Source organism: Pseudomonas sp. Irchel s3a10 (genome assembly GCF_900187525.1).
GTDB classification, from domain to species: Bacteria; Pseudomonadota; Gammaproteobacteria; order Pseudomonadales; family Pseudomonadaceae; genus Aquipseudomonas; species Aquipseudomonas koreensis_G.
In genome coordinates this window covers 70,355-84,625 of sequence record NZ_FYDR01000003.1, presented here as the reverse complement: position 1 = coordinate 84,625, position 14,271 = coordinate 70,355, and the positions used below count along the sequence as shown (strand labels likewise).

Here is a 14,271-nt window from a genome sequence, read left to right as displayed (position 1 = left end):
GCCAACAAAAAAGCCCTGATCGCAAGATCAGGGCTTTTTCATGTCCGGCAGTCAGCGCAGGTTACAGGCCGTTGGCCTTCTTGAACTCGCGACGACGACGGTGCAGTACCGGCTCGGTGTAGCCGTTCGGCTGTTTGGTGCCTTCGATCACCAGTTCGACCGCCGCCTGGAAGGCGATGTTGCTGTCGAAGTTCGGTGCCAGCGGACGGTACAGCGGGTCGTTGGCGTTCTGACGGTCAACCACTGGCGCCATGCGTTTGAGGCTTTCCATCACTTGCGCTTCGGTGACGATACCGTGGCGCAGCCAGTTGGCGATGTGCTGGCTGGAGATGCGCAGCGTTGCACGGTCTTCCATCAGGCCAACGTCATTGATGTCCGGCACTTTCGAACAACCCACGCCCTGGTCGATCCAGCGCACCACGTAACCGAGAATGCCCTGGGCGTTGTTGTCCAGTTCGTTCTTGATCTGCTCCGGGGTCCAGCTCGGGTTGACTGCCAGCGGGATGGTCAGGATGTCGTCTACCGAAGCACGGGCACGCTTGGCCAGTTCGGCCTGACGGGCGAACACGTCAACCTTGTGGTAGTGCAGCGCGTGCAGCGCAGCAGCGGTCGGCGACGGTACCCAGGCGGTGTTGGCGCCGGCCAGCGGGTGAGCGATTTTCTGTTCGAGCATCGCCGCCATCAGGTCGGGCATCGCCCACATGCCTTTACCGATTTGCGCACGACCTTGCAGGCCGGTGCTCAGACCGATATCGACGTTCCAGTTCTCGTAGGCGCCGATCCACTTCTCGGCCTTCATGTCGGCCTTGCGCACCATCGGGCCGGCTTCCATGGAGGTGTGGATTTCGTCGCCGGTACGGTCGAGGAAACCGGTGTTGATGAACACCACGCGCTCGCTGGCCGCCTTGATGCAGGCCTTGAGGTTGACCGTGGTGCGGCGCTCCTCGTCCATGATCCCGACTTTCAGCGTGTTGCGTTTCAGACCCAGCACATCTTCGATGCGGCCGAACAGCTCGTTGGTGAACGCCGCTTCTTCCGGGCCGTGCATCTTCGGTTTGACGATGTAGACCGAGCCGGTGCGGGTGTTCTTGCGCGAGGTATTGCCGTTGAGGTTGTGCATCGCCGCCAGGCAGGTCACCAGACCGTCGAGGATGCCTTCCGGCACTTCATTGCCGTGTTTGTCGAGGATCGCGTCGATGGTCATCAGGTGACCGACGTTACGCACGAACAGCAGCGAGCGACCGTGCAGGGTCAGTTCACTGCCATCGACCTTGGTGTAGGTGCGATCCGGGTTCATGGTGCGGGTGAAGGTCTGGCCGCCCTTGGCGACTTCTTCGGACAGGTCGCCCTTCATCAGGCCGAGCCAGTTGCGGTAGATCACCACTTTGTCGTCGGCATCGACGGCAGCCACGGAGTCTTCGCAGTCCATGATGGTGGTCAGTGCCGCTTCCATCAGGATGTCTTTGACGCCGGCGGCATCGGTCTGGCCGACCGGGGTGCTGGCGTCGATCTGGATTTCGAAATGCAGGCCGTGGTTCTTCAGCAGGATCGCGATCGGCGCTTCTGCCGGACCCTGGAAGCCGATCAGCTGAGCATCGTCACGCAGGCCGGTGTTGCTGCCACCCTTGAGGGTGACCAGCAGTTTGCCGTCAGCGAACTTGTAACCGGTGGAATCGACGTGGGAGCCGGCAGCCAATGGCGCCGCTTCGTCGAGGAACGCACGTGCGAAGGCGATGACTTTGTCGCCACGCACCTTGTTGTAGCCTTTGCCTTTTTCTGCGCCACCGTCTTCGCTGATCGCGTCGGTGCCGTAGAGGGCGTCGTACAGCGAACCCCAGCGGGCGTTCGAAGCGTTGAGGGCGAAGCGGGCGTTCATCACCGGCACCACGAGTTGCGGGCCGGCGGTACGGGCGATTTCATCATCGACGTTTTGCGTCGTTGCCTGGAAATCAGCCGCTTCTGGCAGCAGATAACCGATTTCTTGCAGGAAGGCTTTGTAGGCCACGGCGTCGTGCGCCTGGCCGGCATGTTCCTGGTGCCAGGCATCAAGACGAGCCTGGAAGTCATCGCGTTTGGCGAGTAGGGCTTTGTTCTTCGGCGCCAGGTCATGAATGACCTTGTCGGCACCTTCCCAGAATTTTTCGGCGGTGAGGCCGGTACCGGGAATGGCTTCGTTGTTCACGAAGTCGAACAGGACTTTGGCGACCTGCAGGCCACCGACTTGAACGTGTTCAGTCATTGCTTGCCTCACTCTGCTCAGCTATTTCGCTTTTCAGCTCTTCAATTTGACAATGAAGCCTCTGGCCATTTAAACCACAAACCTTCCGACCAGTACATGCCATTGCTGGCGGCTGGGCTGGGACCAATCAACGGCTTGGGGGCCTTGCTGACGGGGCTTTCAGGGTTGCGAACGTGCCTTGGGCAGACATCGATCCAGCGTTATGTAGTGCGCGCCGAGGCATACTACATGATGCGTTGCGCTTGTGAAAATCAGACTAATAACGTCGTTCTGCGACCTCATGACGCATTGCAGTCACGTCGCGGAACGGGATGTTCTCAAAAAACCATCGGATTGTTCCAGCTAAATATAAAAAGTTGTACACATAAATACTGTGTGGCTTCCATTCAGCTTCGATGAGCCCGCGTTTGTGGCGAGGGAGCTTGCTCCCGCTCGGGTGCGAAGCATCCGCGAAAGATATTACTGACTGAAGAGGGCGTCCTGCGGCCGCCAGCGGGAGCAAGCTCCCTCGCCACAAGTGTTGTTCACTTGAGCATGGCGGCTGAATGTCGGTGCTTGCCTATACTTGCCTTTCTATAACAAAAGTCATGACAAGAGGGCGGCGCCATGGACCATCTCGTACTCACTGTGTTTGCTCCGGACAAGCCCGGGCAGGTCGAGCGCATCGCCCAATGCATCGCCGAGCATGGCGGTAACTGGCTGGAAAGCCGCATGTCACGGATGGCGGGGCAGTTCGCCGGGATTCTGCGGGTGGGCGTGCCGGCGGAGGCTTACGACGAATTAGTCGATTCCTTACAAGCGCTGTCGGCACAGGGCATTCGCGTGCTGATCGCCGAGAGTGGCATTGAGCAGTCCTGTACCTGGAAACCGATCGCCATGGAACTGGTGGGCAATGATCGGCCGGGCATCGTGCGCGACATCACCCGTTTGCTGAGTGAGCAGGGGGTGAACCTCGAGCGGCTGGTGACCGAAGTGCGCCCGGCGCCGATGAGCAGCGAGCCGTTGTTTCACGCCGAAGCGATTCTGGCGGTGCCGCTGACCCTGTCGCTGGACGTGCTGCAATCGCGCCTGGAAACCCTGGCGGATGATCTGATGGTCGAACTGGTGTTACGCACAGATCTTTAAGCGCCGTCGAGGTTATCCAGTTTTAACGTGCACCTGCCTGTGGATAACCTGTAGAGACCGGGCGCAACGCCACGTCGGCCGTGGCTTGCAGCAGACTGATCAAAAAACCGCCAGCATTCAGTGACTTGCGCACAAACGGCGGGGATCACGCTGTGGATAACCTTGGGAAGGAACGTTGCAGGCCACGAGAACCGTGGCCTGCGAAGCTTTGTGCGTTTTTTGATCAGCTGCGTCGACGCAAACTGATCACCGCATCGACGCTGTAAACGGCCAGACCGGCCCAGATGAAGATGAACGCGATCAGCGTGCTCGACGACAAGTGCTCACCAAACAGCAGCACCGCCTGCAGCAGCACCAGGGTTGGCGCGGTGTACTGGAGGAAACCGATGGTGGTGTAGGGCAGGTGACGGGTGGCAGCGTTGAAACACACCAGCGGGATGAGCGTCACAGGACCCGCCGCCACCAGCCACCAGGCTTGCGAGGTGGTCCAGAACTCGGGTTGAGCGCTGGTCGCGGTCTGGTTGAACAGCAGCCAGGCCACGGCGATCGGCACCAGCATCCAGGTTTCCACCACCAGCCCCGGCAAGGCCTTGACCGGCGCCTGTTTGCGGATCAGACCGTAAAAACCGAAGGTCAGCGCCAGCACCAGCGACACCCACGGCAGACTGCCGACCTGCCACACCTGCTGCGCCACGCCGACGGCGGCCAGCCCCACCGCGATCCACTGCATGCGCCGCAGGCGTTCGCCGAGAATCAGCATCCCCAACAGCACGTTCACCAGCGGGTTGATGTAGTAACCGAGGCTCGCTTCGAGCATGCGCCCGTTGTTCACCGACCACACGTAGGTCAGCCAGTTGGCCGCGATCAGGGTGCCGCTCAGGGCGAGGATCGCCAGACGCTTGGGGTTGTCGAGCAACTCGCGCAACCAGCCCGGATGCTTCCACACCATCAGCAACAGCGCACCGAACAGTGCCGACCACAACACGCGGTGAATGATGATCTCGACAGCGGGGACTTCGGCGATGGCTTTGAAGTAGATCGGGAACAGGCCCCAGATGATGTAGGCACTCAGGCCCAGAATGTACCCGCGACGCGGGTTGGCGGCTTGCATGCAGAATCCTTGCTTAGGCAGCTGACAAAGCAGGGATTGTAAGGAGATTTGTTGGCAAATGAGTTTTGAATTTGTGAGTACTGGCCAAATGTGGGAGGGGGCTTGCTCGCGAATGCGGTGTATCAGCAGCAGAATAATTGCCTGACACACCGCCTTCGGGAGCAAGCCCCCTCCCACAAAGGTTTGTGGTGAATCAGAAGAGTTTCAGTGGCTCCTCATTCAGCGCGGACAGCTGTTCACGCAACGCCAGCACCTGATCGCCCCAATACCGCTCTGTACCAAACCACGGAAAGCTGTGCGGGAACGCCGGGTCGTCCCAGCGTCGTGCCAGCCAGGCGCTGTAGTGCATCAGGCGCAGGGCGCGCAGCGGTTCGATCAGCGCCAGTTCGCGGGGGGCGAAGTCATGGAATTCGTTGTAGCCGTCCATCAGTTCCGAGAGCTGGCCGAGGCATTCCTGACGATCGCCGGCGAGCATCATCCAGATGTCCTGCACGGCCGGGCCCATGCGGCAGTCGTCGAGGTCGACGATGTGGAACATTTCATCGCGGCACATCATGTTGCCGGGGTGACAGTCGCCATGCATGCGAATGTTCTGGTGGGGCGTGGCGGCGTAGACGTCTTCGACCCGCTTGAGCAGGTCGCGGGCGACGGACTCGTAGGCCGGCAGCAGGCTCTTGGGGATGAAGTTGCCTTCAAGCAACGTCGCCAGCGAGGCATGGCCGAAGTTCTGCACGCCCAGTGCTTCACGGTGTTCGAACGGCTTGGTCGCGCCGACCGCATGAATCCGCCCGAGCAACTGGCCGAGACGATACAACTGATCGAGATTGCCCGGCTCCGGCGCCCGCCCGCCGCGACGCGGAAACAGGGTGAAACGGAAACCGGCGTGTTCGTGCAGGGTCTGGCCGGTGTGGATCAGCGGCGCCACCACCGGGATTTCAACGTCGGCCAGTTCAAAGGTGAACTGGTGTTCTTCGAGGATGGCTTCGTTGGTCCAGCGCTGCGGACGGTAGAACTTGGCGATCAGCGGTTCGGAGTCTTCGATGCCGACCTGATAGACGCGGTTCTCGTAGCTGTTGAGCGCCAGAATGCGCGCATCACTGAGAAACCCGATGCTTTCAACGGCATCGAGCACGAGATCGGGTGTGAGGGTTTCAAACGGGTGGGCCATGCTGACTCCTGCGCGCAGCAGGCTGCCGCGTCCGGCCCAGCATGGTAGCGCAGACTGTGGGAGTTGAGGGTTTTGCCTTGAATAGTGGGCTGCCTGGAAGGGCCTCTTCGGGAGCATGCCCCCTCCCACAGTGGATATCCGGTGTGCCGACCATCTCATGCACTCAGCCGATCCAATGTGGGAGCGGGCTTGCTCGCGAAAGCGATTTATCAGGCCCCGACGACCCCGCCATCCTCACGGGTAATCGCCATCACCGAAGACCGTGGCTTGCCATTCGGCAGATGCTCGGGGAAGGTCGAACCACCGTTCTCGCCCGGATGCTGGATCCCGACAAACAGTGTTTTCTGGTCCGGCGAGAAGCTGATCCCGGTAACTTCGCAACCGATCGGCCCGACCATGAAGCGGCGAATCTCACCGGTCTTCGGGTCGGCACAGAGCATCTGGTTGTTGCCCATCCCGGCAAAGTCCCCGGCGTTGCTCGAATCGCCATCGGTGAGAATCCACAAACGCCCGGCCTTGTCGAAGCCCAGTCCATCCGGGCTGTTGAACATGTTCTGCGGGGTAATGTTCTTCGACCCGCCCTTCGGCGTGCCGGCGTGCACACCCGGATTGCCGGCGACCACAAACAGATCCCAAGCGAAGGTTTTCGCCGCATGATCATCGCGGTCGGTGCGCCAGCGGAGGATCTGCCCGTAGACGTTCTTCTCGCGCGGGTTCGGCCCGCCCACCGGCTGCCCGTCTTCGCCGCGCTTGGCGTTGTTGGTCAGGGTGCAATAAACCTGGCCGTCCTTCGGGCTGACCACGATCCATTCCGGGCGGTCCATGCGCGTGGCGCCAACCACACTGGCGGCGAGGCGGGCGTGGATCAGCACTTCGGCCTGATCGGCGAAACCGCTGCTGGCGTCGATGCCGTTCTTGCCGTGGGTCAGTTCGATCCACTGGCCCTGGCCTTTCGGGTGATCCGGGTTGCCGTCACCGGCGTCGAACCTGGCCACATACAGCGTGCCGTGGTCGAGGATGTCTCGGTTGGCTTTCGCATTGCGATGGTTGATGCGGTCGCGGCTGACGAACTTGTAGATGAACTCGCCACGCTCGTCGTCGCCCATGTACACCACGGCGCGACCGTCATCGGTCTCGGCCAGCGCGGCGTTTTCATGCTTGAAGCGACCGAGCGCGGTGCGTTTGACCGGGGTCGATTGCGGATCGAACGGATCGATCTCGACTACCCAGCCGTGACGGTTGAGTTCGTTGGGGTTCTTGGCCATATCGAAACGCGGGTCGAACGGGTGCCAGTTGATCTCGCGGCTGGCGGCTGACACGCCGTAGCGCTTTTGCGCCGGGTCGAACTGCTGCTGAGCGTTGCTGCTGCCGAAGCAGTCGGTGAAGTTTTCTTCGCAGGTCAGATAGGTGCCCCACGGCGTCTTGCCGTTGGCGCAGTTCTGGAAGGTGCCGAGGACTTTCTTGCCGTGCTTGTCGGCGGCAGTCTTCATCAACTCGTGACCGGCCGCCGGGCCGCTGATGCGCAGCGGCGAGTTGCCGTGAATCCGGCGGTTGTAGCGCGAGCCCTGAACGAACTGCCATTGACCGTTCCTGCGCTGCACTTCGATCACCGACACACCTTCGCAGGCCAGCGCCTTGCGCACGTCTTCGGTCGACTGCGGCATGCCGCCGTGCGGGTAGAGGTAGCGGTAATTGGTGTATTCGTTGTTGATCGCCATCAACGCACGGTTTCGGTCGTCGGGGAATTCGAACAGGCTCATGCCGTCGTTGTTGTCGCCGAACTGCACTTCCTGAGCGGCGGCGGTGCCATTGCCGCTCGGGTCGAAGGCCGGGCCGTTCTTGTACAGCGGCTGACCCCAACTGATCAGCACCGAGGACTTGTAGCCCTTGGGCAGGCTGATAACGTCGGTGGTCGCGGCGGGAATGCTCTCGAAACCGAGCAGACGGCTGTTGCCGGCGCTGATGCCGGTGGCCAGTGCGCTGCGACTGAGCAGGTTGCCGCCGAGAAACATAGCAGCGCCGCACAGTGCACCGGCGCTGATGAAGCCGCGACGGCTGAGGCCGACCATCTTTTCCAGGTCAGTCGATTGGTTTTCTTCTAATAGGCTCACATCAGGCTCCCTGCTTGGTTTTGGCAGCCACCTTAATGAGCGTCGATTACGCTTTCGTTGCAGCGCCTGATTAGAGTGGTGTGCCGATCAGCACATTGGACGGCGAGAACTGCACCTGCACCGATTGCTCGACACTCAAATTGCGGGTGCGAAGCTGCAGCGGCTCAGCCAAGGCGCAGAGCGTCTGGCCGTTGGGCAGGGCGATGCGCACTTCGCTGGGGCCGTCTTCGGCATCGAAGATCGCTTCGATGATGCCGCTCAGAAGATTGTGTCCAGATGTTGCGGTTTGCTCCGCCGCCAGCACTTCAAGCCAGCCGGCCTTGATCAGTGCCACCACTTCGGTGCCCGGCTGCAGCTCCAGGTGCACGGTGCTGTCGTGGGTGATCTGCGCATTGATCCACAAGCCTTCGGCCAGTTCGAGGCGGATCAGGTCGTTACGCCCTTGGCCTTCAATGGCCACGACTTTGCCGTGCAGCTGGTTGCGCGCGCTGGTTCTGAGCATCAATCGCCCGAGCAGGTCCAGATCGCTGGCGTCTTCAGCGGCCTCCAGCACCTGGGCCTGCAAAGCTTGCAGCTTTTGATACAGACGCAACACCCGTTCGCCTTCGCTGGACAACCTGGCGCCGCCGCCGCCCTTGCCGCCGACCGCGCGCTCCACCAGCGGTTTCTGCGCCAGGTTGTTCAGCTCATCAATCGCATCCCAGGCCGCTTTGTAACTCAGCCCGGCGCTTTTCGCGGCGCGGGTAATCGAGCCCTGTTCGGCAATGTGTTGCAGCAGGGCGATGCGCTGCGGGCGACGGACGATGTGCTGGGAGAGCAGGGTGGGCAGGGACATGGATGGGTGCTTTTTCACGGTGGCGGTGGGGAGTGAAGTTGGCGGCTTGCGACGCATCAGTCAAGCCAAACACAGTGCCCTTGTAGGAGTGAGCCTGCTCGCGATGGCGGTGGAACAGTCAGCATCAATGTTGGCAGTAATTGCGCTATCGCGAGCAGGCTCACTCCTACAAGGGATTGTGTCGGTTTCAGCTTCCGGGTTTTGGCGTGCGCGCCAGGCAATACACGTCAACCCGTGCTGCACCGGCATCTTTTAACAGTCGCGCCAGTGCCTGGGCCGTGGCGCCGGTGGTCAGCACGTCATCGATCAATGCGAAGTGCCGACCTTTCATCTCGACGTCAGGAGCCAGAGCGAAGGCGTGACGCAAGTTGCGCTTGCGCGCCTTGGCGTCGAGGTTCTGTTGGGCACTGGTATCGTGAATTCGTCGTAGAGCCTGCTCCTCAAAAGGCAGATCCAGCTGTTGGCTCAACCATCGGCCCAGCATCGCCGCTTGATTGAACCCACGTTGATGCAGACGTTTGCTCGCCAGTGGCACCGGCAGCAACACGTCGGGTCGTGGCAATCCCTCATCGAAGCGATGTTGCAGGTATTGTCCAGCAACGTCGGCGAGCAGGTGACCAAACGGCCATTTTGCGTTGTGTTTAAAACGCGTAATCAAACTGTCCACCGGGAAGTCATAGCGCCACGGCACGACCACCTGTTCGAACGCCGGCGGCTCTAGCAGGCACCCGCCGCAAGTCAGTCCAGGGCCGGGCAGCGGCAGGGCGCAGGTCTGGCAGTGGTCACCGAGCCAGGGCAGATCGGTTTCGCAGGCGACGCAGATTGGCAATTCTGCTTCTGCGGGTTCATCGCACAGCAAGCAGGTCTGTACGTTTTTTAAACAGATGTAAACCTGTTTTTCGTGTCGTGGTTGACAGTGCATGACTCTTCCTTAAATATGCCGAACATCCGTGTCGCGCCTGTGGGTATTCCGTTCCCGCAGCCGCCAGCCAAGCATAACCAAGGAACTGCCCATGAGCGCCAGCACCTCTGCCACCCTGCGTCACGACTGGTCTTTAGCCGAAGTCAAAGCGCTCTTCGTACAGCCATTCAACGACTTGCTGTTCCAGGCGCAGACGGTGCACCGCGCACATTTCAACGCCAACCGCGTACAGGTTTCGACCCTGCTGTCAATCAAGACCGGCGCCTGCCCGGAAGACTGCAAGTACTGCCCGCAGTCCGGTCACTACAACACTGGCCTGGAAAAAGAAAAGCTGATGGAAGTGCAGAAAGTCCTCGAAGAGGCTGCCCGCGCCAAAGCCATCGGCTCGACGCGTTTCTGCATGGGCGCTGCGTGGAAGCACCCGTCGGCCAAAGACATGCCGTACGTGCTGAAAATGGTCGAAGGCGTGAAAGCCATGGGTCTGGAAACCTGCATGACTCTCGGTCGTCTCGATCAGGAGCAGACCGAGGCGCTGGCCAAGGCTGGTCTTGATTACTACAACCACAACCTCGACACCTCGCCGGAGTTCTACGGCAGCATCATCACCACCCGTACTTACAGCGAGCGCCTGCAAACCCTGGCCTATGTACGTGAGTCGGGGATGAAGATCTGCTCCGGCGGCATTCTCGGCATGGGCGAGTCGCTGGACGACCGCGCCAACCTGCTGATCCAGCTGGCCAACCTGCCGGAGCATCCGGAATCGGTGCCGATCAACATGCTGGTGAAAGTCGCCGGCACGCCGCTGGAAAACGCCGAAGACATCGACCCGTTCGACTTCATCCGCATGCTCGCTGTCGCGCGCATCCTCATGCCGCAATCCCACGTGCGCCTGTCCGCCGGCCGCGAAGCGATGAACGAGCAGATGCAGGCGTTGGCGTTCTTCGCCGGTGCCAACTCGATTTTCTACGGCGACAAACTGCTGACCACTGCCAACCCGCAGGCCGACAAGGACATGCAACTGTTCGCGCGCCTGGGCATTCAGCCGGAAGCGCGCGAAGAGCATGCCGATGAAGTGCATCAGGCCGCGATCGAGCAGGCGCTGGTGGAGCAGAAGAGCAGCGAGCAGTTCTATAACGCTGCGGTGTAAAAGCCTGCGCGGATTTCTCTGAAGGAATGCAAAACCCCTATGGGAGCGGGCTTGCTCGCGAAAGCGTCAGTGCAGTCGACATTACCGTTGAATGTCAGACCGCCTTCGCGAGCAAGCCCGCTCCCACAGGGAATCTGTGTCACTTGAAAGTCGAGGCCTGCATGTCTTTCGATCTCGCCGCACGCCTTGCTGCCCGCCGTGCCGAAAATCTCTATCGCCAGCGTCCGCTGCTCGAGTCCCCACAGGGACCTGAAGTGGTGGTCGACGGTCAGCCGTTGCTGGCGTTCTGCAACAACGACTATCTGGGCCTGGCCAATCACCCGCATGTGATCGAAGCCTGGCGCGCCGGAGCCAAGCGCTGGGGCGTCGGTGGTGGCGCGTCGCATCTGGTGATCGGCCACAGCGGCCCGCATCACGCACTGGAAGAAGCACTGGCTGACCTCACTGGCCGGCCGCGTGCGTTGCTGTTCACCACTGGCTACATGGCCAACCTCGGTGCGGTCACGGCGCTGGTCGGGCAGGGCGATACGGTGCTGGAAGACCGGCTCAATCACGCGTCGTTGCTGGATGCTGGTCTATTGTCCGGCGCGCGTTTCAATCGTTATCTGCACAACGACGCCGACAGCCTGGCCAAGCGCCTGGAGAAAGCCACCGGCAACACGCTGGTGGTCACCGACGGCGTGTTCAGCATGGACGGCGATCTCGCCGATCTGCCGGCGCTGGCGCGCGAGGCCAAGGCCAAAGGCGCGTGGCTGATGGTCGACGATGCCCATGGCTTCGGCCCGCTCGGTGCCAATGGCGGCGGGATCGTCGAGCATTTCGGTTTGAGTCAGGACGATGTGCCAGTGCTGGTCGGTACCCTCGGCAAGGCATTCGGCACCGCCGGTGCTTTTGTCGCCGGCAGTGAAGAGCTGATCGAAAGCCTGATCCAGTTCGCCCGGCCTTACATCTACACCACCAGCCAGCCACCCGCGCTGGCCTGTGCGACTTTGAAAAGTCTGGAGTTGCTGCGCACGGAACACTGGCGTCGTGAGCATTTGCAGACGCTGATCCGCCAGTTCCGCCAGGGCGCCGAGCAGATCGGTCTGCAACTGATGGACAGTTTCACCCCGATCCAGCCGATCCTGATCGGTGATGCCGGTCGCGCCGTGCGCCTGTCGCAGATGCTGCGTGAACGCGGACTGATGGTCACCGCGATTCGTCCGCCGACCGTGCCTGCCGGCAGCGCTCGGCTACGCGTGACCCTGACCGCTGCCCACAGCGAGGCGCAGGTGCAGCTATTGTTAGAAGGACTGGCCGATTGCTTTGCCCAACTGCCGCCGGAGCCAAGCCATGCGTGATCGCCTGATTCTGCTGCCCGGCTGGGGCCTCGGTGTTTCGCCACTGGAGCCTCTGGCCGCGGCATTGCAGGGGCTCGACGAGCATCTGCATGTCGAGATCGAGCCGCTGCCGGAACTGGATTCCAGCGACCTGCAAGACTGGCTCGATGAACTCGATGAACGTATTCCGCAGGACGTGTGGCTGGGCGGTTGGTCGCTTGGCGGCATGCTTGCCTCCGAGTTGGCAGCGCGGCGCGGCGAGCGTTGCTGCGGCCTGCTGACGCTGGCGAGCAATCCTTCGTTTGTCGCCCAGGAGCAATGGCCGAGTGCGATGCCGGGTGAGACGTTGGATGCATTTCTCGCCGGCTGCCAAGCCGATCCGCGACTAACCCTCAAACGGTTCTCGTTGTTGTGTGCTCAGGGCGCGCAAGACCCGCGCGGCATGTCGCGGCTGCTGTTCGGCGGCGCGCCGAATGTGGCTCCCGAGACCTTAATGGCCGGCCTGGAATTACTCGCACAACTGGATACCCGTGAAGCGTTGCAGGCATTTCGCGGTCCGCAGTTGCACCTGTTCGCCGGGCAGGACGGTTTAGTGCCTGCGGAAGCGGCGGGGGCGTTGTTCGCGCTGTTGCCGGATATCGAAATTGGTCTGATCGAACAGGCCAGTCATGCGTTTCTTCTGGAAGACCCCCATGGCGTGGCGGGTGCGATCCAGGCTTTTCTACACGAGTGCGGTGATGACTGATTTGTCTCTTGTTGCGCTGCCCGGCGGCTTGCCCGACAAGCGCCAGGTCGCGGCCTCTTTCTCCCGTGCGGCGGCCAGCTACGACAGCGTTGCCGAGTTGCAGCGCGACGTCGGTTCACAGTTGCTGCAGCGTTTGCCGGCAAGTTTTCTGCCGTCAACCTGGCTGGATCTGGGCTGCGGCACCGGCTATTTCACTCGCGCATTGGCCGAGCGATATGTCGAGGGTCAGGGGCTGGCACTGGATATCGCCGAGGGCATGCTCAATCACGCACGGCCATTGGGCGGCGCGCAGCATTTCATCGCCGGTGATGCGGAGCGTCTGCCGTTGCAGGATTCCACCTGCGAGCTGATCTTCTCCAGCCTCGCCGTGCAGTGGTGTGCGGACTTCGAGTCGGTGCTCAGCGAAGCCTTTCGCGTGCTCAAGCCGGGCGGGATTTTCGCGTTTGCTAGTCTTTGTGTAGGGACCTTGTACGAGTTGCGCGACAGCTGGCGGCAGGTCGATGGGCTGGTGCACGTCAATCGCTTCCGCGAGTTCGCCCGGTATGAGCAGTTGTGTGCCAAAAGTGGCTTGCGTACGGTGAGTCTGCAGAATCAGGCGCATGTGCTGCACTACCCGGATGTGCGCAGCCTGACCCACGAACTCAAGGCGCTCGGCGCGCACAATCTGAATCCCGGGCGGCCGGGTGGCTTGACCGGACGCGCACGGATTCTCGGCCTGGTCGAGGCTTACGAGCAGTTCCGTCAGGCCCAGGGATTGCCGGCGACTTACCAAGTGGTCTACGCCGTGTTGGAGAAACCCTTATGAGCGCAGCCTATTTCATCACTGGCACTGACACCGATGTCGGCAAGACCACCGTGGCTGCCGGCTTGCTGCATGCGGCGCGCTCGGCCGGGCTGAGTACGGCGGCGGGCAAACCCGTGGCTTCGGGTTGCGAGGTAACGCCCAAGGGCTTGCGTAATGCCGATGCGCTGGCGCTGCTGGCGGAATGTTCGGTGCCGCTGACTTATCAACAAGTCAATCCGGTGGCATTCGAGCCGGCCATCGCGCCGCATCTGGCGGCACGCGAGGCCGGTGTCGCGCTGACTGTGCAATCGCTGTTGGCGCCGATGCGCGACATTCTGGCGCTGAATGCCGATTTCACTTTGATCGAAGGGGCGGGTGGCTGGCGGGTGCCGTTGGCGGATCAGGACAATCTGTCGGATCTGGCGATTGCGCTGAAGCTGCCGGTGATTCTCGTGGTGGGCGTGCGCCTGGGCTGTATCAGTCATGCGCTGCTGACGGCCGAGGCGATTGCCTGTGATGGTCTGCAACTGGCCGGGTGGGTGGCCAATATCATCGATCCGAAGACTTCACGGCTGGAAGAGAATCTGGCGACGCTGGCCGAGCGGATTCCGGCGCCGTGTCTGGGGCGCGTGCCGAAACTCAAGAGTTTGAGTGCCGAAGCGGTGGCGGATCATTTGCAACTGGATCTGCTCGACTAAGCTTTTCTCTATGGGCAGGCACTGTGCCATTAGTGTTTTTGACGGGTGTTTTTCTGGCGCCTCTGGT

The 14,271-nt window shown here is 61.4% G+C and carries 12 protein-coding genes; 6 read left to right on the top strand and 6 right to left on the bottom strand.

The genetic code is table 11. The annotated features are described in order from the left end of the window. Window positions 1–61: 61 nt before the first annotated feature. Window positions 62–2,239 (bottom strand): malate synthase G, encoded by a 2,178-nt coding sequence (locus CKW11_RS10350; RefSeq protein ID WP_095137449.1) that lies wholly within the window; start codon window positions 2,237–2,239, stop codon window positions 62–64. A gap of 606 nt (window positions 2,240–2,845) precedes the next feature. On the opposite strand from CKW11_RS10350, the gene CKW11_RS10345 reads away from it, so the two are divergent. After that, window positions 2,846–3,364 (top strand): glycine cleavage system protein R, encoded by a 519-nt coding sequence (locus CKW11_RS10345; protein ID WP_095137448.1) that lies wholly within the window; start codon window positions 2,846–2,848, stop codon window positions 3,362–3,364. 223 nt (window positions 3,365–3,587) lie between these two features. On the opposite strand, the gene rarD is transcribed toward CKW11_RS10345, so the two are convergent. The 5 genes from rarD to CKW11_RS10320 form a co-directional block, all read right to left on the bottom strand. Then, the gene (rarD, locus tag CKW11_RS10340; protein WP_095137447.1) at window positions 3,588–4,475 is read right to left on the bottom strand and encodes an EamA family transporter RarD; all 888 of its coding nucleotides are present in this window, start codon (window positions 4,473–4,475) and stop codon (window positions 3,588–3,590) included. A gap of 193 nt (window positions 4,476–4,668) precedes the next feature. Beyond that, entirely contained in the window at window positions 4,669–5,643 is a 975-nt protein-coding gene (locus CKW11_RS10335) for a serine/threonine protein kinase (RefSeq protein WP_095137446.1), read from the bottom strand. A gap of 209 nt (window positions 5,644–5,852) precedes the next feature. Beyond that, entirely contained in the window at window positions 5,853–7,754 is a 1,902-nt protein-coding gene (locus CKW11_RS10330; RefSeq protein WP_095137445.1) for a PhoX family phosphatase, read from the bottom strand. A 70-nt stretch (window positions 7,755–7,824) separates the two neighbouring features. Next, a complete protein-coding gene (locus CKW11_RS10325; RefSeq protein WP_095137444.1) occupies window positions 7,825–8,589 on the bottom strand; it encodes a TOBE domain-containing protein in 765 nt (254 codons plus the stop codon). A 187-nt stretch (window positions 8,590–8,776) separates the two neighbouring features. After that, window positions 8,777–9,511 (bottom strand): ComF family protein, encoded by a 735-nt coding sequence (locus tag CKW11_RS10320; protein ID WP_095137443.1) that lies wholly within the window; start codon window positions 9,509–9,511, stop codon window positions 8,777–8,779. Window positions 9,512–9,602: 91 nt separating this feature from the next. Here CKW11_RS10320 and bioB point away from each other — a divergent pair, with 91 nt between their 5' ends. The 5 genes from bioB (at window position 9,603) to bioD (ending at window position 14,204) form a co-directional block, all read left to right on the top strand. Next, window positions 9,603–10,658, top strand: coding sequence for a biotin synthase BioB (bioB, locus tag CKW11_RS10315; protein WP_095137442.1), 1,056 nt, complete (start codon window positions 9,603–9,605; stop codon window positions 10,656–10,658). Between the two features lie 161 nt (window positions 10,659–10,819). Beyond that, a complete protein-coding gene (bioF, locus tag CKW11_RS10310) occupies window positions 10,820–11,998 on the top strand; it encodes an 8-amino-7-oxononanoate synthase (protein WP_095137806.1) in 1,179 nt (392 codons plus the stop codon). After that, the gene (locus tag CKW11_RS10305; RefSeq protein WP_095137441.1) at window positions 11,991–12,722 is read left to right on the top strand and encodes an alpha/beta fold hydrolase; all 732 of its coding nucleotides are present in this window, start codon (window positions 11,991–11,993) and stop codon (window positions 12,720–12,722) included. The genes bioF and CKW11_RS10305 overlap by 8 nt, the downstream gene beginning before the upstream one ends. Continuing rightward, the gene (gene bioC / locus CKW11_RS10300) at window positions 12,715–13,527 is read left to right on the top strand and encodes a malonyl-ACP O-methyltransferase BioC (RefSeq protein ID WP_095137440.1); all 813 of its coding nucleotides are present in this window, start codon (window positions 12,715–12,717) and stop codon (window positions 13,525–13,527) included. The genes CKW11_RS10305 and bioC overlap by 8 nt, the downstream gene beginning before the upstream one ends. Beyond that, window positions 13,524–14,204, top strand: a complete 681-nt coding sequence (bioD, locus tag CKW11_RS10295) for a dethiobiotin synthase (protein WP_095137439.1) — start codon at window positions 13,524–13,526, stop codon at window positions 14,202–14,204. Before bioC ends, bioD begins: the two co-directional genes overlap by 4 nt. The last annotated feature ends 67 nt before the right edge of the window (window positions 14,205–14,271 follow it).

Bases quoted from the DNA above. Each gene is read 5' to 3' on its own strand.
- CKW11_RS10350 (WP_095137449.1), bottom strand. From the start codon at position 2,239: ATGACTGAACACGTTCAAGTCGGTGGCCTGCAGGTCGCCAAAGTCCTG.
- CKW11_RS10345 (WP_095137448.1), top strand. From the start codon at position 2,846: ATGGACCATCTCGTACTCACTGTGTTTGCTCCGGACAAGCCCGGGCAG.
- rarD (WP_095137447.1), bottom strand. From the start codon at position 4,475: ATGCAAGCCGCCAACCCGCGTCGCGGGTACATTCTGGGCCTGAGTGCC.
- CKW11_RS10335 (WP_095137446.1), bottom strand. From the start codon at position 5,643: ATGGCCCACCCGTTTGAAACCCTCACACCCGATCTCGTGCTCGATGCC.
- CKW11_RS10325 (WP_095137444.1), bottom strand. From the start codon at position 8,589: ATGTCCCTGCCCACCCTGCTCTCCCAGCACATCGTCCGTCGCCCGCAG.
- CKW11_RS10320 (WP_095137443.1), bottom strand. From the start codon at position 9,511: ATGCACTGTCAACCACGACACGAAAAACAGGTTTACATCTGTTTAAAA.
- bioB (WP_095137442.1), top strand. From the start codon at position 9,603: ATGAGCGCCAGCACCTCTGCCACCCTGCGTCACGACTGGTCTTTAGCC.
- bioF (WP_095137806.1), top strand. From the start codon at position 10,820: ATGTCTTTCGATCTCGCCGCACGCCTTGCTGCCCGCCGTGCCGAAAAT.
- CKW11_RS10305 (WP_095137441.1), top strand. From the start codon at position 11,991: ATGCGTGATCGCCTGATTCTGCTGCCCGGCTGGGGCCTCGGTGTTTCG.
- bioC (WP_095137440.1), top strand. From the start codon at position 12,715: ATGACTGATTTGTCTCTTGTTGCGCTGCCCGGCGGCTTGCCCGACAAG.
- bioD (WP_095137439.1), top strand. From the start codon at position 13,524: ATGAGCGCAGCCTATTTCATCACTGGCACTGACACCGATGTCGGCAAG.